General features: G+C 41.1%; 18 protein-coding genes, 3 tRNA genes, 1 other RNA gene and 2 pseudogenes. 2 read left to right on the top strand and 22 right to left on the bottom strand.

Features of this window, described 5'->3' with window-relative positions:
* Window positions 1–61 precede the first annotated feature (61 nt).
* The 13 genes and pseudogenes from SSAL8618_RS03150 to parE form a co-directional block, all read right to left on the bottom strand.
* Window positions 62–1,297, bottom strand: coding sequence for an aminoacyltransferase (locus SSAL8618_RS03150; RefSeq protein ID WP_038675570.1), 1,236 nt, complete (start codon window positions 1,295–1,297; stop codon window positions 62–64).
* Window positions 1,275–1,958, bottom strand: coding sequence for a TVP38/TMEM64 family protein (locus SSAL8618_RS03145; RefSeq protein WP_002890375.1), 684 nt, complete (start codon window positions 1,956–1,958; stop codon window positions 1,275–1,277). The genes SSAL8618_RS03150 and SSAL8618_RS03145 overlap by 23 nt, the downstream gene beginning before the upstream one ends.
* Before the next feature lie 82 nt (window positions 1,959–2,040).
* On the bottom strand, window positions 2,041–2,661 hold the full coding sequence (locus SSAL8618_RS03140) for a DUF3862 domain-containing protein (RefSeq protein WP_002890373.1): 621 nt from the start codon (window positions 2,659–2,661) through the stop codon (window positions 2,041–2,043).
* Between the two features lie 45 nt (window positions 2,662–2,706).
* Window positions 2,707–3,056, bottom strand: a transfer-messenger RNA (tmRNA) gene (gene ssrA / locus SSAL8618_RS10310).
* Between the two features lie 249 nt (window positions 3,057–3,305).
* Window positions 3,306–3,377 (bottom strand) — tRNA-Arg (locus tag SSAL8618_RS03135).
* A gap of 68 nt (window positions 3,378–3,445) precedes the next feature.
* Entirely contained in the window at window positions 3,446–4,648 is a 1,203-nt protein-coding gene (gene rpsA, locus SSAL8618_RS03130; RefSeq protein ID WP_003094841.1) for a 30S ribosomal protein S1, read from the bottom strand.
* Between the two features lie 120 nt (window positions 4,649–4,768).
* Window positions 4,769–4,840 (bottom strand) — tRNA-Gln (locus tag SSAL8618_RS03125).
* 69 nt (window positions 4,841–4,909) lie between these two features.
* A tRNA-Tyr gene (locus SSAL8618_RS03120) sits at window positions 4,910–4,990 on the bottom strand.
* Window positions 4,991–5,050: 60 nt separating this feature from the next.
* A pseudogene (locus SSAL8618_RS03115) lies at window positions 5,051–5,275 on the bottom strand (DUF2969 domain-containing protein); the annotation flags it as partial.
* Between the two features lie 124 nt (window positions 5,276–5,399).
* Window positions 5,400–6,431: pseudogene (locus SSAL8618_RS03110) on the bottom strand (branched-chain amino acid aminotransferase); the annotation flags it as partial.
* 156 nt (window positions 6,432–6,587) lie between these two features.
* On the bottom strand, window positions 6,588–9,044 hold the full coding sequence (gene parC / locus SSAL8618_RS03105; protein ID WP_038675563.1) for a DNA topoisomerase IV subunit A: 2,457 nt from the start codon (window positions 9,042–9,044) through the stop codon (window positions 6,588–6,590).
* A 173-nt stretch (window positions 9,045–9,217) separates the two neighbouring features.
* Complete coding sequence (locus SSAL8618_RS03100) at window positions 9,218–10,036, bottom strand: aminoglycoside 6-adenylyltransferase (protein ID WP_002886205.1); 819 nt, start codon at window positions 10,034–10,036, stop codon at window positions 9,218–9,220.
* 55 nt (window positions 10,037–10,091) lie between these two features.
* Window positions 10,092–12,041 carry a DNA topoisomerase IV subunit B gene (gene parE, locus SSAL8618_RS03095; protein ID WP_002886138.1) on the bottom strand — a complete coding sequence of 650 codons (1,950 nt, stop codon included), beginning with the start codon at window positions 12,039–12,041 and terminating at the stop codon, window positions 10,092–10,094.
* A gap of 137 nt (window positions 12,042–12,178) precedes the next feature.
* Here parE and plsY point away from each other — a divergent pair, with 137 nt between their 5' ends.
* On the top strand, window positions 12,179–12,820 hold the full coding sequence (gene plsY, locus SSAL8618_RS03090) for a glycerol-3-phosphate 1-O-acyltransferase PlsY (RefSeq protein ID WP_038675561.1): 642 nt from the start codon (window positions 12,179–12,181) through the stop codon (window positions 12,818–12,820).
* Window positions 12,821–12,937: 117 nt separating this feature from the next.
* Here the strand turns inward: plsY and SSAL8618_RS03085 are convergent, their stop codons facing one another.
* The 9 genes from SSAL8618_RS03085 to SSAL8618_RS03045 form a co-directional block, all read right to left on the bottom strand.
* Window positions 12,938–13,315: a helix-hairpin-helix domain-containing protein gene (locus tag SSAL8618_RS03085; RefSeq protein ID WP_038675559.1), complete on the bottom strand. Its 378-nt coding sequence runs from the start codon at window positions 13,313–13,315 to the stop codon at window positions 12,938–12,940.
* A 74-nt stretch (window positions 13,316–13,389) separates the two neighbouring features.
* The gene (locus tag SSAL8618_RS03080; protein ID WP_002886199.1) at window positions 13,390–13,644 is read right to left on the bottom strand and encodes a DUF1912 family protein; all 255 of its coding nucleotides are present in this window, start codon (window positions 13,642–13,644) and stop codon (window positions 13,390–13,392) included.
* A gap of 112 nt (window positions 13,645–13,756) precedes the next feature.
* A complete protein-coding gene (mmuM, locus tag SSAL8618_RS03075; RefSeq protein WP_038675557.1) occupies window positions 13,757–14,707 on the bottom strand; it encodes a homocysteine S-methyltransferase in 951 nt (316 codons plus the stop codon).
* Window positions 14,708–14,719: 12 nt separating this feature from the next.
* Window positions 14,720–16,096, bottom strand: coding sequence for an amino acid permease (locus tag SSAL8618_RS03070; protein WP_038675555.1), 1,377 nt, complete (start codon window positions 16,094–16,096; stop codon window positions 14,720–14,722).
* Window positions 16,097–16,225: 129 nt separating this feature from the next.
* Window positions 16,226–16,825 carry a ribosome biogenesis GTP-binding protein YihA/YsxC gene (gene yihA / locus SSAL8618_RS03065; protein WP_038675553.1) on the bottom strand — a complete coding sequence of 200 codons (600 nt, stop codon included), beginning with the start codon at window positions 16,823–16,825 and terminating at the stop codon, window positions 16,226–16,228.
* Window positions 16,826–16,834: 9 nt separating this feature from the next.
* Entirely contained in the window at window positions 16,835–18,061 is a 1,227-nt protein-coding gene (gene clpX / locus SSAL8618_RS03060) for an ATP-dependent Clp protease ATP-binding subunit ClpX (protein WP_002890340.1), read from the bottom strand.
* 17 nt (window positions 18,062–18,078) lie between these two features.
* On the bottom strand, window positions 18,079–18,249 hold the full coding sequence (locus SSAL8618_RS10540; RefSeq protein ID WP_002886174.1) for a hypothetical protein: 171 nt from the start codon (window positions 18,247–18,249) through the stop codon (window positions 18,079–18,081).
* 4 nt (window positions 18,250–18,253) lie between these two features.
* Entirely contained in the window at window positions 18,254–18,757 is a 504-nt protein-coding gene (locus SSAL8618_RS03050; RefSeq protein ID WP_038675550.1) for a dihydrofolate reductase, read from the bottom strand.
* A 107-nt stretch (window positions 18,758–18,864) separates the two neighbouring features.
* Window positions 18,865–19,725, bottom strand: coding sequence for a thymidylate synthase (locus SSAL8618_RS03045; RefSeq protein WP_002886020.1), 861 nt, complete (start codon window positions 19,723–19,725; stop codon window positions 18,865–18,867).
* A gap of 470 nt (window positions 19,726–20,195) precedes the next feature.
* On the opposite strand from SSAL8618_RS03045, the gene SSAL8618_RS03040 reads away from it, so the two are divergent.
* Window positions 20,196–21,362, top strand: coding sequence for a hydroxymethylglutaryl-CoA synthase (locus SSAL8618_RS03040; protein WP_038675548.1), 1,167 nt, complete (start codon window positions 20,196–20,198; stop codon window positions 21,360–21,362).

The raw sequence follows: 21,362 nt of genomic DNA, 5'->3' as shown, positions 1-21,362 counted from the left end.
TGGTCCAAGCCCATATAGAGACTTATAATGAAAGAGGACTCAAATCGAAGTCCTCTAAAATTTAAGAACGTCCAAGCAGTTTCTTAACTCCTTGAATCGCTTTGTATTTAAGCGGTTGTGGATAATAGCGGAAGGTTCCCATCTTGCGAACAATGTAACCATTAAAGTTTTGTTTAAATCGCAAAACCCCGTCTGAACCATCAAAGATCCCCATAATACCAAGGAAGTTATAGAACGTAATGCCACGTTTAATGGCCTGGGTCATCACATACTCTTGTAAGAGTGCTGGCGCATAAAACTTATTGAACTCTGGATAAGACCCACTAAAAAGATAAACAGCTTCTTGAGGTGTATAGACAAAGAGACTTCCAGCCAGAACAATATCTTCCTGACCATACTTGTCAATAAAGGCAGTCGCTTCTCCCTTTCGAACATCAAAGGTCTCAAACTGACTTGATAACTCTCTTAATTGGTTTTGTTTTTTCTCAGATTTTGGATTAGCTTCTACATCAGCTTGTAATTTGACAATTCTAGCCCCCAACTTCGCCTGATCACTTTCCAAATGGTCATAGTAATCCTGAAAATTCAAGGTAGCCACCATAAAATCAGCATTGTCACCAAAAGCATCATAAAAATCTTGATAATAATCTAGAGATTTGTCACTATACTCACGACGGTCAGAGGTCGCTGAAGTGATTTCTTTGAAAATAGATAACTCATCACGTTTCAATTTTTTCAACTTAATCCCAAAGGTTTTGGCTTTTTTAACCAGAGGTTTCCCTTTTTTACTGAAAGACTTGATAAGATCTTTTTCTTCAATCCCAGATAATTCCTTAACATAGTGCCAGTCAGGCTCACCACCAGGATAGCCTGTCTGTAGACCATCAAAGCTATAACCTAAATCAGTCAATTGACTAATCAATTGCTTCTGCTCTTCACCAGTTGGTTCACCATTACTATCAAAAGTTTGATAAGTATCATAAGGCTTGATTAACAGCTCAAGAGCACCATTTGCCTTAGCATAATCCTTCAAACCCTGATAAAAATCACTCAGATGAGCTGTATTTGAGTGAATCGGTCCACAATTCACCTCCATACGAAGCCCACCAGTCATAGGCATGCTGTAGACAATTGCTGAGACTTCTAGTTGGTTTCCTTCTTTCCAAGCGACATAGCTAATGCTAAATCCACGTTTTTCAAGAAGCTTAGCCATTTCCTCCGTTTGCATAAAAGAACGCTCAGACACTTGTTGAGCATGTGTGTTAAATTCTTCTTTAGTTACTTGAATGAAGCTCATTTTTTTCCTTCCTAAAATGGATAAAGTAAATGACGAGTGAGATAAAGAGCAAGATGGCAAGTACTGCCACTAATGGTATTCGAATCGGACGGATATTAAGCAACAAATCTCCACTAACTGCATAAACAATCGAGACTGGCGTCACTCCAATAAGGGTTGCCAAAATCCTCGTCCTTGTGGGTAAATTCATCTGAACACAAGCATAATTGACCAGAGCTGATGGTATAAAAGGAATAGAGAAGGCTAAAGAAATCCCAATAAAACGATGCTTAAAGTTTTCAATATAGTTTAGGAGTTTCTCCATACGTTTGGACTTCTCTGGCTTTTCAAGTCTTCTCAGAATTTCAAAACTAGTCAAATTTCCAAAAGTATTACCAATAATATTCATCGGAATCGCAAGCAAAGGGCCATAGAGTAGCCCAACAAAAATACAAAAAATAGAACTTGAAACTCCAGGAATAGCTGATGACAGAATCATGAGACTAATAAGGATAAGTGCATTTTGGAAATTAGCCTGCTTAAAAACTTCTCTTAAAAAGGCTTGATCATGCTTAGCGTTGATCCATTCCTTGATTAAAGGGATGAAGTTATTCAAAAGAGGCCATAAGAACACTAGTATTAAACCTGCTATCCCTATAAAAAATAGTCTTTTTTTGGTCATTACATCTCCACAATTTTAATCACTCCTTTTATTATAACAAAAAAATGCCTTCATTGATTTAGAAAGGCATTTTTTACTGTGATTACTTATTAATCAAATTCGCTTGTGACTTGTTTTCCAAGGCACCATTTTTAAAGTTAAGGGTAAGGCTACCTGTTTCACCCTTCTTAGCGACAAGGTTTGATGACCAAAGAGCCTGTGTCATTGTTGCATCTGAAGAGACAGCGATTGAATAAACATCCGGTGTGCCAAGCGTCTTGACAGCATCATCATAGCTAGTTCCATTTTTGAGGTTTTCATACATCTTCAGTGTGATTTTGGGATCACGGACGTAAGAAAAGTTTGAAATTGACTTAACGACAGTGCTATTGTTAAAGAGTTTCGCTGTAACCACAACATTGTCATACTGCCAATTATAAACATCAAGCTTAGCATCTCCTGCTTGCTCTTGACCAGTTGATGAGGGTTCACCAAACCAGCCCTTCAAGCTATCAAGATTTGAGCCTCCTGAGAATTCTTGAGAAGCATTTGCCATGGTGATTTTATCAAAATTCTGGCGAACATTCCCATGCTTAACAGTTAAAATCTTTGAAGCCTCATTATCCAGAGATCCCTTCGTCTCAGTTTTAGACGAAGATTTTCCACAAGCAGCTAGAGTAAAAAGTGAGAGACCTAAAACGGTCAAAGACAAAAGTTTTTTCATAATAAATTCCTATATACACAAATAAAAGGCTGACGCCTCAAGTATTTATGGAGCCGGTGGGAGTCGAACCCACGTCCAAACACCTGCCAACATATTCGTCTACAACCATAGGTTATGTCTTTCATTTAACAGATAGACGACACATAACTCAAGCCTTCTATCTGCGAGCCTATAAATCTCTTTTCAACCAGCTAGGCAATGGTCAAACGTAGCTTATAAATCAATAAAACCTCTAAACAAACATAAGCAATCTGCTAGAAGTCACGCGAGCAGGTGTTTAGGCTGCTACAGCGTAAGAATTAGTATTTTTTGCAGTTATATTTAACTGAGCGTTTACGTCGCCACACGAGTCGCAGAATATGCCTCATAATGCCTGTCGAATCCGTAACGACCCCAATATGAGATACTGAGTATTATAGCAAATTTATTAATAAATTGCAAAAGATTAACCAAATTGTCTCCCCCAATAAATCCACTATAGAGACGCTAATACAGTAGTCAACTTTGATTTTAGGATAAGCTAATAGCTTTTTTCTGTATCTCTGCCTTTCCATTCAACACTGAAAGATTTTTTGGAATACTTTCACTAAAACTTAGCAACTAAAAAAACGTTGAGCGAACAAATCTTTCAACGTTTTTCTTTTTGCACCCTAAGGGAATCGAACCCCTATCTCAAGAACCGGAATCTTACGTGATATCCATTACACTAAGGGTGCTAACAGTATACTATTATAGCATATTCTAAAATAGAAAAAAAGACATGTTTCCATGCCTCTTTTTTATCTTACAATTCGATATCTCCGAAAAGATCCGCCATTGAGAATCCAGATTGAGTTTCTGGAAGTTCGTAGTCACGTTTTTCTTGACGTTTTGGACGACGTGGACGTGATTGACGTTTTTCGTTGTTTTCGCCTTCAGCGTTAGCTGGACGTTCTTCAAGAGCTTTGATTGAAAGTGATACACGTTCTGCATCAGCGTTTACTTCAAGAACTTTAACAGTAACGTCTTGACCTACTGAAAGAACATCTTTTGGATTTTCAACACGTTTGTGTGAAATTTGTGAGATGTGAACAAGTCCATCGATACCTGGCAATACTTCAACGAAAGCACCGAAGTCAGTCAAGCGTTTAACTTTACCTTCGATAACATCACCAGCAGCAAGTTTTTGTTCAACGCCATCCCATGGTCCAGGTGTTGTTGCTTTAAGTGAAAGTGATACACGTCCTGCTTCTTCGTCGATAGCAAGAACTTTAACTTCAACTTCATCACCTACAGATACAACTGATTTAGGTGAAACGTTACGTTCGTGAGACAATTCAGTCACGTGAACAAGTCCGTCAACACCACCAAGGTCGATGAAAGCACCGAAGCTTGTCAAACGAGCAACTTTACCAGTTACGATTGAACCAACTTCAAGTTTAGAGAAGACTTCTTTACGTGCTTCTGCAGCTTCAGCTTCAACAACTTCACGACGTGAAAGGATGAAACGGTTTTCAGCTGGATCAACTTCTTTAATTTTAGCGTCAAATTCTTGACCTACAAATTGTTCAGTGTTACGAACAAAACGAGTATCGATCATTGAAGCTGGAATAAATCCACGAAGACCTTCAAATTCAACTGAAAGTCCGCCTTTAACAGCGCGTGTTCCTTTAACAGTAACAACTTCTTCTTCACGACCAACAAGTTTATCCCAAGCTTTGCGAGCTTCCAAGCGTTTTTTAGATACAAGGTAAGTTACAGTATCAGTATCTTTACCAACAACTTGACGAAGAACAAGCACTTCAAGTGTTTCACCAACTTTAACAAGGTCTGCAACGTTTGCGTCACGGTCGTTTGTCAATTCACGACGTGTCAAAACACCTTCGATACCAGTTCCTTCGATAACAACATTTGCTTGATCATTATCTACTGAGATAACTTCAGCTGTTACAACGTCACCTGTGTTAACTTCGCTAACACTGTTTAGCAATTCTTCAAATTCGTTCATTCTAAAAAGATCCTCCAACAAGAGCCAGCCAATTCTGACCCTTGATAACAATATATTTTTAAAGGTACCCGCAAAGACAATGGTTAACATAGACGGTGCCAATGCACCCGATACCTTTTACTGGGGTAGCTGGATTCGAACCAACGCATGAGGGAGTCAAAGTCCCTTGCCTTACCGCTTGGCTATACCCCAATAGCAAAATGCTATAAAAAAAACATCTAAGTACTTGATATCGACTATTCCGATTCAGTTTCTTAGACATGGAGAGAGAGGGATTCGAACCCCCGAACCCGAAGGAGCGGATTTACAGTCCGCCGCGTTTAGCCTCTTCGCTATCTCTCCTTAAGAACAAGAAATAGTATATCACAGTTTCTTGACCAAAGCAAGCCTTTACTTTGGATTTTAATGATTAAGATTGTACGATTCAATAATGGCAGCTACTGCATCATCCATTTTTTTGTGGAAACCTGCAACATTTTCCTTATCAACAACGGCAAACTTACTATCAATTTCCACAATTTGTCCAATCACTTTCTTGCCAACAAGAAGTTCAAAACCTTCGATGGTTGCCTTGTTGACGACTACTTTGGCATCATTAATTTGGATTTCAATTTTTTTATCTTTTTTTACTCATAGATTTATACCCGATACTTGGCTCGAGCCATCCTTTCTTAATGTATCTCCTTAATTCTACCGAAAAAGAAAAAAGCTTGCAAGAGCAAGCCTTAAAATAATCAATTACTATTAAGAATTAGTCAACTTTGACAATCCAGCCTTCTGGTGCTTCAACATCACCAAATTGGATACCTGTCAACTCATCATAAAGTTTACGTGTTACAGGACCTACTTCTGTTTCTGAGTAAAAGACATGGAAGTCATCACCATGTTGTACCCCACCAATTGGTGAGATAACGGCAGCTGTACCGCAGGCACCTGCTTCAACAAATTTATCCAATTCAGAAATCTTAACATCACCTTGGATAGCTTTCATACCGAAGCGATTTTCAGCCAAGTGAAGCAATGAGAACTTGGTGATAGATGGCAAGATAGATGGGCTGAGTGGTGTAATAAATTCGTTATCAGCTGTGATACCAAAGAAGTTTGCAGAACCAACTTCTTCAATCTTAGTGTGAGTTGCTGGATCAAGGTAGATAACATCAGAGAAGTTACGGTCATGTGCAATCTTACCTGGCAACATACTTGCTGCGTAGTTACCACCAACCTTAGCAGCACCTGTACCATGTGGCGCAGCACGGTCATAATCATCTTGAATAAGGAAGTTTGTTGGAGCCAAACCACCCTTGAAGTAGTTACCTACTGGCATAGCAAAAATAGTAAAGATATACTCATCTGCTGGATGCACACCAATAATATCACCAACCCCAATCAAAAGTGGACGGAGATAAAGTGTAGCACCTGTACCATATGGTGGAACGTATTCTTCATTGGCACGCACAACTTGTTTACATGCATCTACAAATTTGTCAACAGAAACTTGTGGCATCAAAAGACGATCAGCAGTACGTTGCAAACGTTTGGCATTTTCATCTGGACGGAACAATTGAATAGAGCCATCTTTAGTACGGTAAGCCTTGAGTCCTTCGAAAGCTTCTTGACCATAGTGAAGGGCTGGAGATGCTTCTGAAATATGCAAAGTTGCATCCTCAGTCAATTGCCCCTCGTCCCATTTACCGTCTTTGAAATATGAGATATAACGGAATGGAAGTTTACGGTAATTAAATCCTAGATTTTCCCAGTCTAAATCAACTGTCATGTGTATGTCCTCTTTTCTGTTACTATGTGCTTTCTAGTATAGTCCTTTTCATTGAAAATTTCAAGGTTGTGTTGCAAAATTCTGACAATTCTTTTTAAAACAGTTCTTTAGTCTCTTAAAGAAAAAAACTCTGCTCTCTAGTAAGAGAACAAAGCTTTCTTATCATTATTTTTCAATAATTTTAGCAGAAAAGACTTCTTTGTCTGCCAACCCTTCAATAAAACTTCCATTGCTAGTACGATCTGAAAGATTTAGAAGGGACAAATCAACCTCTGCAGTTTCACCTGTCGTGGCTGTCACAAGCAAGGTCTGAGGAGCCTCCTCTACTGGTGTTGCTAGAAGATCTATCTCACCACCAGAATTTTCTGTAAAGACTGGACCAGCCGTAAAGACGCGATGTGGTTTCGTCTTAAGCTCACGAAGAACTTGGAGACCTCGACCAGCTCGCTTAGCCTGTGGGATGTCAGCTGTAGCCACACGTTTGAGACTGGCTCTTTGTGTTAGAAGGTAGAAACTTTGAGTATTTGCCACAAAAACAGCCTGAACGCTATCATCATCCTTAAGATTTATTGCCTTAACACCTGCTGCCTTGGCCCCAACTACTGGCACTTCGTCCGCGTTAAAGCGAAGGGCATAACCCTTTTGAGTGATAATCATGATATCATCCAATTGAATTGGCGTGACTGCGACAATAAAATCACTATCATCCTTGAGTTTAGCGTATTTAACCGACTTAGACTTGTAGGTACGCCATGGCGTAAATTCCTTGCGTTCGAAACGTTTAATCTGACCAAGCTTAGTGGCTGCTAAGTAAGTACCAGCTTCAAAATCATCCAGGATTTCTACGTAAAGCACTTCTTCATCCTTAGATAAATTGGTGATAGTTTGTGATAAATGCTCTCCCAAATCCTTCCAACGAATGTCTGGTAACTCATGGATTGGACGATAAATCACATTGGCCTGATTAGTGAAAATCAAGAGGTGTTGTGTCGTCTTGGCCTGCTGGACAAGAATCAAATCATCGTCATCACGTTTTCCAACTTCGTCAATCGTTGAAGCATTGAAAGAACGTGGGCTTGTACGTTTGACGTAGCCACCACGAGTAATGCTGACATAGGTTTCTTCTTCAACAATCAAACTTGCAGTATCAATTTCAATAGTCTTGGTTTCTGCTTGCAACTCTGAACGACGGTCATTACCAAATTTCTTCTTGATATCACGGAGTTCACGTTTCATGACATTAAACATGGTACGCTCGTCACCAATGATGGCAGCCAAGGTCGCGATTTGTTCGCGTAAATCAGCTTCCTCATTTTGGAGAGTGACGATATCCGTATTGGTCAAACGATAAAGTTGCAAGGTCACAATAGCTTCTGCTTGTTCTTCTGAAAAATCATAGCTGACCTTAAGATTTTCCTTAGCGTCAGCCTTATTTTCAGAAGCTCTGATAAGAGCGATAACCTCATCCAAAATAGAGATAACTCGGATTAATCCTTCGACAATATGAAGACGTTTTTCAGCTTTTTCCTTGTCGAATTTTGAACGAGCAACGATAATATCACGACGGTGGGCAATGTAGCTAGACAAAATCTTTTGCAAGCCCACTTGACGTGGGGTGAAATTATCAATAGCCACCATGTTGAAATTGTAGTTGACCTGAAGATCCGTATATTTCAAAAGATAGTTAAGAATAGTTTGGCTGTCAGCATCCTTCTTAAGTTCAATAGCAATACGCAACCCAGTACGGTCAGACTCATCACGAACTTCTGCAATACCTGGAACCTTGTTATTGACACGAACATCATCGATTTTTTTAACAAGAACTGCCTTATTGACATCGTAAGGAATCTCAGTAACGATGATTTGCTCCTTACCACCTTTGAGTTGTTCGATCTCAGTACGTGAACGCACAACGACACGACCCTTACCGGTTTCGTAGGCCTTACGAATCTCATCCTTGCCCTGAATGATAGCCCCTGTTGGGAAATCTGGACCAGGCAAGAATTCCATCAATTTATCCAGTTTAGCAGATGGATGGTCAATCATATAGACAACAGCATCGATGACTTCTGACAGATTATGCGGTGGAATATCTGTGGCATAACCAGCAGAAATCCCTGTAGCACCATTAACCAAGAGGTTTGGAAAGGCGGCAGGTAATACGGTTGGTTCCTTCTCTGTATCATCAAAGTTCCAAGCCCAAGGAACGGTGTTTTTATCAATATCTTGAAGAAGATAGCCAGCAATCTCTGACAAGCGTGCCTCTGTATAACGCATAGCCGCTGGTGGATCACCATCCATAGAACCGTTGTTACCGTGCATTTCAACTAAGATTTCACGATTCTTCCAGTCCTGGGACATACGCACCATGGCGTCATAAATGGAACTATCGCCATGTGGGTGAAAATTCCCCATAATGTTACCCACCGACTTGGCAGATTTACGATAGCCCTTGTCATGGGTATTGCCATCCTTATTCATGGAATAAAGAATACGACGTTGAACGGGTTTCAAACCGTCACGAATGTCAGGAAGCGCACGCTCCTGAATAATGTATTTGGAGTAGCGTCCAAAACGCTCCCCCATGATGTCCTCAAGGGACATGTTTTGAATATTAGACATAAGATACAAAGCCCGTAAAATACAAAGTGAAAATAAGAAATTTATCTTTTTCACACAGCACTCAGGGCGTGTTCAACTCCTTTCAAAGAATGTTGAGTAGTCTTTTATATATAGAGGAATTCAGTTACACCAAGTAACCAAAGGATCCTATCTGTAGTTTAAAATAGATTAAATTAATGATTAGAAAGTTTCTCTTTAGCATAAGAAATCATTTTCTCAGCTACTTCCTTATCGTAAGTAAATCCCATCTTTTGGGCCAGAATTTGAGCTTCTCGATCGAATCCCTTCATGGAGGAAAATAAGGATTGACTGATCTTCTCTAAACTAGATAGATCAAGCAAAGCTGAGAACTCCTTCTCTTGCTCAGCTGGTAGATACTGGAAGAGGTACTTGTAGTTCTTTCCGATATCAACTGCTCCTCTATCGCTTGTCACCTGCCAAGCTAAGACCTTGAGAAGTTCTTGCTGGCAAATGCCATAGAGGTGGTCGGTCGCATAGATAAGCTGATTTCTTCGAATGGCCTTGACAACATAAGCCGATACCCACCAAAATTCATTGCAGGATGCTGCAAATTCCTCTTCAGTAGGCGGAGCGGTCCAATAGCGCTTCGGACTAGGAATGTAAGAGTCAAACAAACCTTTGTCATCTTTTATAACTTCAAAATTTGCTTCGCTGTCCACCCACTCTTGGATATACTCCTTGAGGCAGAGGGTTAAATCAATACGATTCCCATCTTCAAAGAGCATGAGATACAGACGACGGTGTCCCAGTCGGTTGTGCTGTTCGATGAGTCGATTTCCGAACTGATCCAACCAGGATAAATCTGAAATCAGTTCTTCCAGATCATCAACTATATAGACTACATCGTAATCTTGAAACTCGTCTTTGGTTGCCTGAGGATTCGTTCGGGATCCGGATAAAGCAATCGCTTCTACTTCCAGAGTATCAGCTATTTGCAAAATCAGATTCATCATTTCTGTATCAGTTCTCATGTTGATTCCTTAACATTTCTACATTATAGCTTATTTATTTTATAGTAGAAAGTATTTAAAATACCGTATTTTCTTCCAAAGTAAACTTAACATTGTCTTCAATCCATTGACGACGTGGTGCAGCCTTATCGCCCATTAGGACGGAGACACGGCGTTCTGCACGCGCTAGGTCGTCAATCGTCACTCGGATAAGGGTTCTTGTCTCTGGATCCATGGTTGTTTCCCAAAGCTGGTCAGCATTCATCTCACCAAGCCCCTTGTAACGTTGGAGAATAGCGCCACGACCAAATTTTTGACGAAGTTCCTCAAGTTCCCCGTCCGTCCAAGCATATTCGACAACTTCTTTCTTACCTTTTCCTTTAGACATCTTGTAAAGAGGAGGCAAAGCGATATAAACGTGTCCTGCTTCAACCAGTGGACGCATATAACGATAGAAGAAAGTAAGTAGCAAGGTCTGGATGTGAGCTCCATCGGTATCGGCATCGGTCATGATGATAATCTTGTCGTAGTTGATATCGTCAAGGTTAAAATCAGCTCCAACACCTGCACCAATAGTGTAAATCATGGTATTGATTTCTTCATTTTTGAGAATGTCAGCCATTTTGGCTTTCTCAGTGTTTAGGACCTTACCTCGAAGAGGCAGGATAGCCTGGAATTTACGATCACGACCTTGTTTGGCGGAACCACCGGCAGAATCCCCTTCGACTAGATAAAGCTCATTTTTCTTAGCATTTTTAGATTGGGCTGGCGTCAGTTTCCCTGATAAGAGCCCCTTGTCTTTTTTATTTTTCTTGCCATTTCGACTAGCATCACGCGCTTTTCTAGCAGCTTCACGGGCGTCACGGGCCTTGATAGCCTTACGCACCAAGTTAGAAGCTAAGTCCCCATTTTCCATAAGAAAGTAAGTCAGATGCTCTGAAACAATACTATCAACAATAGGACGAGCTAAAGGAGATCCAAGTTTGTCCTTGGTTTGTCCTTCAAACTGAAGGTGTTCTTCAGGAACCAAAAGCGAGATAACTGCTGATAAACCTTCACGGTAATCTGACCCTTCAAGGTTCTTATCTTTTTCTTTGAGAAGCCCTGTCTTACGTGCATAATCATTAAGAGCCTTGGTAATGGCAGACTTAAATCCTGTTTCGTGAGTTCCTCCGTCCTTAGTACGGACATTATTGACAAAGGAAAGGATATTGTCAGAGTAACCGTCATTATACTGAAGGGCTAATTCCAAGTGAAATTCTTGTTGATCTCCATCAATATAGATGACTGGTGTCAACGTTTCCTTGTCCTCATTCAAATATGACACAAAGTCTTGAACTCCATTTTCATAGTGGAATTCTTCACGAACTTCTTCTTCGCCACGCAAGTCTGTCAATGTCATAGTGACATTCTTAAGAAGGAAGGCTGATTCTTTGAGACGCTCTGAGATGGTGTTAAATTTAAAGTCAGTTGTTGAAAAGATGCTCGCATCAGGCATAAAGGTAACTTTTGTACCTGTCTTAGACTTAGGCGCTTTACCAATCTTTTCAAGCCCTGTTACAGGGTGACCACCATTTTCAAAACGTTGGCGATAAACACTACCGTCACGGGTAATTTCTACCTCAAGCCAACTAGACAGCGCATTAACAACTGAGGAACCCACACCGTGAAGACCTCCAGAAGTCTTATAACCACCCTGTCCAAATTTACCACCAGCGTGGAGAACAGTGAAAATAACTTCAACTGTTGGTTTACCCATGGCATGCATACCTGTCGGCATCCCACGTCCAGAGTCAGAAACAGAAACGGAACCATCCTTATTTAGGGTAACAGCGATAACATCACCAAAACCAGAAAGAGCTTCATCGACCGCATTGTCGACAATCTCCCAAACGAGGTGGTGAAGTCCTGTTCCATCTGTTGAGCCAATGTACATTCCAGGGCGCTTGCGAACCGCATCCAACCCTTCTAGTACCTGAATGGCATCATCATTATAATTATTTACATTAATTTCTTTTTTAGCCAAGAGTGACCTCCAAAATTTTCATCCTTATTATTTTATAAGTTTTCAGAAGAATTTGCAAAAGAAATCAAGAAAGTTCAAAAGATATCTTAAGGCTGACTGACTTTGTCAATTACTAGGCTGTATGCTATAATTATCTCATGAAAATCTTATTGTTAATCCTAATCGCCTACTTGCTAGGTTCCATTCAGACCGGCCTCTGGATTGGGAAACTATTCTTCCACACCAATCTTCGTGAGCATGGCTCTGGAAATACTGGAACAACCAATACCTTTCGTGTTCTAGGTAAGACTGCTGGTACCATCACCTTCTTGGTGGATATGTTCAAGGGTACCTTGGCTGTTCTTCTTCCTATCTGGCTTGGTGTTACAGAGGTTTCACCTTTAGTTATTGGTTTCTTTGCCATTATCGGACATGTTTTTCCAATCTTTGCTGGATTTAAAGGTGGGAAGGCCGTTGCGACAAGTGCTGGGGTGCTTCTTGGTTTTGCCCCACTCTACTGTGTCTTCTTACTCTTGGTCTTTGCCCTAACACTCTATCTAACCAGCATGATTTCATTTTCAAGTGTCACTGCTGCAGTTGTTGGACTGATTACCTTGGCTGTGTTTCCAGCCATCCACTTCTTGCTAGATGGCTATGACCTTATTTTCACTGGGGTTCTTACCATCATGGCTTTGATTATTATCTTCCGCCACACTGAAAATATGGGGCGAATTTGCAGGCATCAAGAAAACTTGGTACCTTTTGGACTTAATTTAACCAAACAAAATCCAAAGAAATAATCCAGATCTATCAACCACTAGTAAAAAGCTAGTGGTTTTCTTGTCCTCCTAATCAAACAATGCTTCCTAAGACAAAGAATAAAGATCCGAAGTCTACACCTCGGATCTTTTTTAGGCTTAAGCTTTAAAGCTGACACCATTTTCTTTCAATTTTTTAACTGTCGCAGGTCCGACACCCTTGAGGGCAAGAACTTCTTCTTCAGTCACAGTAGCAAAAGCCTCTGCTGAAGTCAAACCTTCATTGTAAAGAGTCTCTACAAGGTTTGAACGAAGGCCTTCAACTTCTGGAAGTTCTGCAAAGGCTTCAAGACTAAGGTCTTTGGCTGCTACTTCTTCCTTAGCAACTGTCTTAGTTTCAGCAACAGGTTGTGGTGCTACTGGTGGCACTGGTGGAACAGGCGCAACTGGTGGGACAGGGGCTTTAAGATTATTGAAAAGTCCTTGTTTTTTCAAACGGTGTTTAAAAGCTTTCTTTTTATTTTTTACTTTAGCCATGTTTAGTATTCTCCTATTTTAATCGGCGACACCTTTCCATAAAGTGCTGTCGCTATTTTCTTTTTCATCCTCTATTAATAGTGACGTTCCCCGAACAAGCCATCCGGCATATCATGGAAACCTTTGCCAGCACGATAGTTGGCAAACTTGCCAATTAGGAAATTGTAAGCATCCAATTTGGCTTCATAACGGTAACTTGCATCACGTGCACGCTCATCGCCATCTTCTTCCCAGATTTTCTTGCTAGCGGCCAAGGCCGTTTCGTTTACTTTAACTTGGGTAACAACCCAGGCTTCGAAGTCTTTTAGAAATTCTTGTTCGTAGGTCATATTTTCCTCTTCATTTTAAAAACCAGCTTAACGCTGGCTTCATTTTCTACTAATAGTGTGTAGAGCTCATAGCCTTACAGTCTCATATTATAACAAATAATTAGAAATTTGACTAGGTTCTAAACTCTGCATATAAGGCTTTAATATCATTTGGACGTGTGCGGCAGCAACCACCTAAAATCTTAACTCCAAACTGAGTATGCCAATCTTTGCTGTGTTCGACTAAGGTCAGAGCATCCTTGTCCTTAGGTTTCCAAGTCTGCGTACTACCATCATAAACCTCACCTGAGTTGGGGTAAGTAATGAGCGCTTTTCCAGCATTTTTAAGAATAGCAAGAGCCTGATTATAAAGCAGAGGCGAACTACAGTTGATTCCTAGAGCCAAGATTTGGTCTGACTGGCCAACAAGCTGGGCAATCTCATCTAGAGAAGTCCCATCACTGATAGTGGCTGGTTCTTGGACTGTAAAACTGATATAAGCTTCTGCTTCTGGAAATTCTTCAGCCAGGAGTTCAATCAAGGCTTGTGCTTCTAAACGATTTGGAATAGTTTCCAAAGCTAGCAAGTCCACACCTTGATCTAGGAGAATTTGAATCCTAGGCCGATGAAAATCCTTAAGCTCCTCGATAGTAATTTGACCATAATCACCAGTGTACTCAGAACCATTGGCCAAATAGGCTGCGTAAGGACCGACATCACCAGAGATCAATGGATAAGGACGATTAGCCTTCTCACTGTCATCCAAAGTTGCCCAGACCTTATCGCGTGCATTCTTTGCCAACTGAACTGTCAAGGCAATAATCTGCTCTGCTTCTTCTTTAGTGAGTCCAGCGTCTATCAAGCCTGGCAAGGTTGCCTGATAAGACGATGTGGTAATCAAATCAGCCCCAGCAGCTACATAGGTTTCGTGGATTTTTTGAATAACTTCTGGCTTTTCAAGCAGGTACTTGGCTGACCAGAGTTTGCCAGAAATATCATAACCCAAGCTCTCCATCTCTGTTCCCAGAGCCCCATGAAGAATGAGGGGAGATTTATTCTCTAGATAGTCTTTAAATATTGCCATATAAGGGCCTCCTTACCATTTTTTAAAGCGAAGATAGTGATAGAGGTAGCAGAAAATCATGAAAGGAATACCAAAGTAGAGTCCCGCACGCTGCGAACTATCCCAAGCAATCCCGAGAACAGAAATGGCCAAGAGAACGATTGTAATATAAGGTAGGATTGGGTTAAACGGCGTCTTGTAGTCCAACTCATCATCAGAATGTTCTAAATTCCACTGTTTACGGAAGTTGATTTGTGCCATAGGAATAGAGAGCCAGACAACAACAACTGCAAATCCAGCGATTGATACCAAAGCTAGGTAAACTGTATCTGCTGCATAGATACTTGAAAAGAGCGATAAAACTGCTCCTGCCATAGAAATCAAAAGAGCTGTCATTGGAACACCATGCTTATTAATTTTCACTAGCTTTTTATTGAGCATCCCCTCATTGGCCAAAGACCAAAGCATACGGCTTGACGCGTAGAGTCCAGAATTCCCAGCAGAAAGGATAGCTGTCAGGATGACAAAGTTCATGATGTCCGCTGCAAATGGAATTCCCATCTTATCAAAGACATCAACGAAAGGTGCTGAAGATACCCCTGCTTCTTTCATGGGAAGAAGCGAAGCCAAGACCACAATGGTCAAGACAAAGAAGATAACCAAGCGTCCAATCGTTGTTTTAATAGCTCGTGGAACAGCCTCTTTAGGATTGTCTGTCTCACCAGCCGCTATACCGATTAACTCTGTTCCTGAAAAGGCGTAGTTAACCGCCAACATGACTGACACAATGGCAAGTCCACCATTTGGAAAGAGACCGTTGGCCGTCAAGTGCTTGAACATAATAGCCTCACGGTGACCGTCAAAACTGACCAAACCAAACATAGCCCCCAGACCCAGGATGATAAAGACCAGGATAGCAATGACTTTTATTGACGAGAAGAAAGATTCTGCTTCCGCAAAAGATCTCACACTCAAAGCATTAATCCCAAAAATCACCAGTGCAAAGAAGGCTGCGAACATCCAGGCTGGTACCGATGGAAACCAACGTTGCATCAGCATGGCTGCCCCCAGAAATTCTGTTCCCAAGGCAACCGTCCAACAAATCCAATAAAGCCAAGCTACCGTAAAGCCGGTTCCCGGACTGATAAATTTAGTAGCATAGGTGTGAAAGGACCCCGTTACTGGCATGGCAACTGCTAACTCACCCAATGAAAGCATGACCAAGTAAACAACGATAGCCCCCACAAGATAAGATAGTATCGCACCAAGAGGGCCTGCTTGTGCAATTGTATAGCCTGAACTCAAGAAGAGACCAGTACCAATGACACCACCCAACGAGAGCATAAAGAGGTGGCGAGAGGTCATCTTCCGTTGGAACTGACCCTCATTTTCATAATTATGGTTTTCCATAGATTCCTCCAATATATGTGATAAAACAAGCTTATCACAATATCATTTCCTTGGATAATAAGTGAAAACTATCAAAGAGATAGTTAAAGACTATCACAAGAAAAAAGCTCGGATTTCTCCGAGCTTTTCTTACAATTCTGCCAATATCGTATCCCATGCTTCATCATAACCGTCACGTGTGACAGATGAAAAGACGATGAAATGGTCATTTTTATCAAAATTGAGTTTTTTCTTAATAATAGATTCGTGCTTGTTCCATTTTCCGCGAGGAATCTTGTCAGCCTTAGTCCCCACAACGATAACTGGAATTTCATAATACTTAAGAAATTCATACATTTGGATATCGTCTTGAGTTGGTTCATGTCGGAGGTCAACCAAGCTAACAACCACACGAAGATTGTCTCGAGTCACGAGATACTCCTCAATCATTTTCCCCCATTTGGCACGTTCTTTTTTGGACACACGGGCATAACCGTAACCTGGCACATCCACAAAGCGTAGCTTGTCGTCAATATTGTAGAAATTGAGCAACTGAGTTTTTCCTGGTTTCCCAGATGTACGTGCGAGGTTTTTACGACCAAGAAGGGTATTGATAAAGCTTGATTTACCAACATTCGAGCGTCCTGCTAGGGCAACCTCAGGAAGGTCATCTTGGGGATAGTGACTCTTATTTGCTGCACTGAGCAAAATCTCAGCATTGTGCGTATTTAGGACTTGTTCTTCAGCCATAGGTCCTCCTTACGCTGTTTCCAAAACTGGAGCAGCTGTACCGTCAACGGCTTCTTTGGTAATACGAACCTTAGTCACATCTTCCTGGCTAGGAATTTCAAACATGACATCCATCATGACTTCTTCAATGATAGAGCGAAGCCCACGTGCACCAGTCTTACGTTCGATTGCCTTACTTGCAATAGCTTCAAGAGCATCTTGGTCAAACTCAAGTTCAACTCCATCATAAGACAAGAGGGTTTGATACTGTTTAACCAAGGCATTTCTAGGCTCTGTCAAGATACGAACCAAGTCGTCAACCGTTAACTGTTCAAGGGCAGCAAGGACTGGCAAACGTCCGATAAACTCAGGGATAAGACCGAATTTTTGGATATCTTCAGCCACAATTTCTTGCATGTATGATGAGTCATCATCAATAGCCTTATTATTTTGACCAAAACCAATGATTTTCTCACCAAGACGTTGCTTAACGATATCTTCGATACCATCAAAAGCACCACCCACGATAAAGAGAATATTCTTCGTATCAATTTGAATCATCTCTTGGTTAGGGTGTTTACGGCCACCTTGAGGTGGAACGCTAGCTACTGTTCCTTCGATAATCTTCAAGAGGGCTTGTTGAACCCCTTCACCAGAAACGTCACGAGTGATTGATACGTTTTCACCTTTTTTAGCAATCTTATCAATCTCGTCGACATAGATAATCCCACGTTCCGCACGTTCAATATTGAAGTCTGCCGCTTGAATCAGTTTGAGGAGGATATTTTCCACGTCCTCACCCACATAACCTGCCTCTGTCAATGAGGTCGCATCCGCAATCGCGAAAGGAACATTCAAGCTACGAGCCAAGGTCTGAGCCAAGAAAGTCTTCCCTGAACCAGTTGGTCCAATCATGAGAATATTCGATTTTTGCAAATCAACATCATTGTCTTCACGACTTTCTGTGAAGTTGATACGTTTATAGTGGTTGTAAACAGCTACCGCCAAGGCACGTTTAGCACGGTCTTGCCCCACGACATAGTTGTTCAAAATATCCAAAAGTTCTTTTGGCTTTGGTGTTTCAGCCAAGTCAGCCAAAACTTCTTCTGCCATTTCCTCACGAATGATTTCTTGTGACAAGGCCACACATTCGTTACAGATAAAGACGCCATTCCCAGCGATAATTTTCTTTACTTCTTCTTGGTTTTTGCCACAAAATGAACAATAAACCATTTCTTCATTACGATTTCCAGCCATTTATTCCTCACTCTTTTCTAAAATAGGGTGCCATAGAAGGCGTGAATAGTATTGACAAGGTTGGTAAAAGCATTTAAAAAGAGAAAAACTGCTAACCCATAACGTTTCTTGCGAAAGGCAGGAATGGCAGAGAGCACACAAAGTACTCCCAATAATGCAGTAAATAACCCAAAAACACTACGTTGCATGAACCTAGTCTCCTTCTTTTTCATAGCGACTTATGCTAAAGTCGTAGGCATTTTTATCATCCTTGGCCACACGTTCGTGCGATACCTCTTTAAATGCCGTCATATCTAGTTGTGGAAAATACGTGTCTCCCTCTAAATCAGCCTCAATAGTTGTCTTGATGAGTGCATCATAATGCCCATCAAAAGCCTTGTAGACACCAGCACCACCAGCAATATAGAGATCCTTATCTTGCTGTTCAAACCAAGCTAGGGCTTCCTCAACACTCGTAACGGTCGTTACACCCTCACAGTCGAAGTCCTTGTCTCGTGTCAAAATCAAGGTTTCACGTCCTGGCAGACAACGACGGTTCATGCCATCAAAGGTCACACGCCCCATGAGAATTGCTGAGCCCATGGTCGTTTTCTTGAAATGTGCCAGTTCAGCAGGCAAATGCCAAGGCATGGTGTGATTCTTCCCAATAACATGGTTATGAGCTTCCGCCCAAATAGCAATGAGTTGTTTAGACACAGTATTTCCTTTTCTTTTTAAGTTTACAATCCATTCTAACAAAAAAAGAGAAAAAGAGCTTGGAAAAACTTTGCCAGCTCTTTATGGGCTTAATTCATAAGCATTTATTAAATTGCTAAGTCAAATTTGAGTTGAGGTTTAACAGGATCATAGTCAACCAATTCGAAATCTTCTGGTTTGATATCGAAGAAATTAGTCCCATCAGGAACATTGAGGACCAAACGTGGTTGGCAATCAGATGGCTGACGTTTGAGAAGTTCTTCAGCTTGCTCAAATTGATTGTCATAGATATGGAGATTGTTGATGAAATAAAAGAATTTACCAACTTTCCAACCAAAGTGCTTGGCAATCATCATCTGAAGAGCCACATACTGCATGGCATTAATATGATGAGCCACCAGCATATCGTTAGAACGTTGCGTCAAAGTGGCGTCCAAATAAATGTCCTCGCCCACACGGCGAACGTCAAACATAGTTTGGAAGGCACAAGGCTGAAGTCCTGCTGTCGCCTCGAAGGCCTCGTAATCCCAAAGGGAAATGACATTGCGACGGTTCCACGGATTAGCCTCCAACTGTGCCAGCAAACGGTTAATGATATCGTGCTTCTTAACAACCGCTCCATAACGCTGACCAATCGAACGCTTGTCCCCATTATTGGCAGGCACGCCTTCAACTTCCCAGTCATTCCAATAGTGGACATTGTATTTGTCTTCAAGGACATCTAGGCTGTTTGTCTGGTCTTGATAAATCCAAAACACTTCTTTGATGGCAGATTTGATAGCGATAGGACGAAGAGTAGTAATTGGAAACTCTCCCTTGCTCAAGTCATATTCTGCAAAAGCTCCAGTGATGTATTTGGAGTTGGCTGTGGTGCCATCCTTGTATTTAGGACGTGCTTGCTCCGACCAAACGCCTTCTTCCATGATTTTAGTGATATTTTCTTTAAAAATAGTGTCTGCTTTTGTCATGATTTTCCTCTTTATTCTATTGAAAACAAAGTATTTTTTGAGACTTCCCTTAAGTGATTACGGACGTCTGCGAACTTCTTCGAAGTTCCAAGACTAATTTTTGAGCCTATGGTCTCAAAAATTCCGAGTGTCTGTAAACAAAACACTTTATTTACAGACACTTATCTCACAGCGGAAAGTCTCACTTAACGCTCGCAATGATTTCAATATATAACAACAATTTTACTTTTCTAACATAGCTAAAAAACAAGTAGATTACCATTTCAATTTTACCTTATTCTGGTGTAAATGAGAAATATAAGCTATGGAATAGCAAATGTAAGTCGTGTAAAATCCCCTAGTTCCTATCAAAAAATGAGATATAATTAACTATCAAAGTTTTTTCAAGGCGAAAGCGCTCTTTTATGGTAAAATCACTATAGATTAGTATCTTCTGGATACTCTACAATGAAGAAAAAAGGAAACATCATATGTCTATTGGAATTGATAAGATTGGTTTTGCGACCAGTCAATATGTTCTAAACATGGCTGATCTCGCTCTTGCCCGTGGGGCGGAGCCTGAAAAATTCAGCAAGGGGCTGATGCTTGATGCAACCAGTATTACGCCGATTACAGAAGATATCGTGACGCTTGCCTCTGATGCGGCGGCTGATATTTTAAATGACGACGACAAAAATGCTATCGATATGGTCATCGTAGCTACTGAGTCTTCCATTGACCAGTCTAAGGCTGCTGCTGTCTATGTCCACAGTCTTTTAGGTATTCAGCCTTTTGCTCGTTCTTTTGAAATGAAGGAAGCTTGTTACGCTGCAACTGCTGGACTTAACTATGCTAAGTTGCATGTGGCAACTCACCCAGATAGCAAAGTTCTGGTTATCGCTAGTGATATTGCCCGCTATGGTGTCGGATCTTCTGGGGAGTCAACTCAGGGAGCTGGTGCTGTAGCTATGCTAGTCAGTCAGAATCCACGTATTTTGGAACTTGCTGATGATAATGTGGCACAAACTCGTGATGTCATGGACTTCTGGCGTCCAAACTACAGTTCAACGCCTTATGTTCAAGGCATCTATTCAACCAAACAGTACCTTGACAGTTTGAAGACAACTTGGGTAGCTTATCAAGAACGCCATCAGGCTAACTTTGCTGATTTTGCTGCTTTTTGTCTCCATCTTCCTTATCCTAAGCTAGCTCTTAAGGGACTTAATAAGATTATTCCAAAAGATTTGAATCCAGAGAACAAAGAGCGTCTGACAAATAACTTCGATGCTTCAATTACCTATAGTCGTCAAATTGGGAATATCTATACAGGGTCACTCTATCTTGGACTTCTTTCTTTGCTTGAACAGTCGCAAGACCTTAAAGCCGGAGATAAGATTGGCTTCTTCTCTTACGGTTCTGGAGCTGTCTCTGAAATTTTCTCAGGACGTCTGGTTGAAGGTTACAAAGACCTGCTTCGTTCGGACCGCCTAGATACCTTTGCCAAACGTCAACAATTAAGCGTTGCTGATTATGAAAAACTTTTCTATGAGGAGGCGCAGTTGGATGACACTGGTTCTACTCAATTCGCTGATTACCAAACCGGAGCTTTCCGTTTAGCTGAAATCTCTGAACACCAACGTATCTATAAAGGACATTAA

The organism is Streptococcus salivarius (genome assembly GCF_000785515.1).
Classification (GTDB): Bacteria; Bacillota; Bacilli; order Lactobacillales; family Streptococcaceae; genus Streptococcus; species Streptococcus salivarius.
This window is presented reverse-complemented; position numbering and strand designations above follow the sequence as displayed.

Excerpts from the sequence above, each read along its gene's own strand:
- SSAL8618_RS03150 (WP_038675570.1), bottom strand. The coding sequence starts at position 1,297 with ATGAGCTTCATTCAAGTAACTAAAGAAGAATTTAACACACATGCTCAA.
- SSAL8618_RS03145 (WP_002890375.1), bottom strand. The coding sequence starts at position 1,958 with ATGACCAAAAAAAGACTATTTTTTATAGGGATAGCAGGTTTAATACTA.
- SSAL8618_RS03140 (WP_002890373.1), bottom strand. The coding sequence starts at position 2,661 with ATGAAAAAACTTTTGTCTTTGACCGTTTTAGGTCTCTCACTTTTTACT.
- rpsA (WP_003094841.1), bottom strand. The coding sequence starts at position 4,648 with ATGAACGAATTTGAAGAATTGCTAAACAGTGTTAGCGAAGTTAACACA.
- parC (WP_038675563.1), bottom strand. The coding sequence starts at position 9,044 with ATGTCTAATATTCAAAACATGTCCCTTGAGGACATCATGGGGGAGCGT.
- SSAL8618_RS03100 (WP_002886205.1), bottom strand. The coding sequence starts at position 10,036 with ATGAGAACTGATACAGAAATGATGAATCTGATTTTGCAAATAGCTGAT.
- plsY (WP_038675561.1), top strand. The coding sequence starts at position 12,179 with ATGAAAATCTTATTGTTAATCCTAATCGCCTACTTGCTAGGTTCCATT.
- SSAL8618_RS03085 (WP_038675559.1), bottom strand. The coding sequence starts at position 13,315 with ATGGCTAAAGTAAAAAATAAAAAGAAAGCTTTTAAACACCGTTTGAAA.
- SSAL8618_RS03080 (WP_002886199.1), bottom strand. The coding sequence starts at position 13,644 with ATGACCTACGAACAAGAATTTCTAAAAGACTTCGAAGCCTGGGTTGTT.
- mmuM (WP_038675557.1), bottom strand. The coding sequence starts at position 14,707 with ATGGCAATATTTAAAGACTATCTAGAGAATAAATCTCCCCTCATTCTT.
- SSAL8618_RS03070 (WP_038675555.1), bottom strand. The coding sequence starts at position 16,096 with ATGGAAAACCATAATTATGAAAATGAGGGTCAGTTCCAACGGAAGATG.
- yihA (WP_038675553.1), bottom strand. The coding sequence starts at position 16,825 with ATGGCTGAAGAACAAGTCCTAAATACGCACAATGCTGAGATTTTGCTC.
- clpX (WP_002890340.1), bottom strand. The coding sequence starts at position 18,061 with ATGGCTGGAAATCGTAATGAAGAAATGGTTTATTGTTCATTTTGTGGC.
- SSAL8618_RS10540 (WP_002886174.1), bottom strand. The coding sequence starts at position 18,249 with ATGCAACGTAGTGTTTTTGGGTTATTTACTGCATTATTGGGAGTACTT.
- SSAL8618_RS03045 (WP_002886020.1), bottom strand. The coding sequence starts at position 19,725 with ATGACAAAAGCAGACACTATTTTTAAAGAAAATATCACTAAAATCATG.
- SSAL8618_RS03040 (WP_038675548.1), top strand. The coding sequence starts at position 20,196 with ATGTCTATTGGAATTGATAAGATTGGTTTTGCGACCAGTCAATATGTT.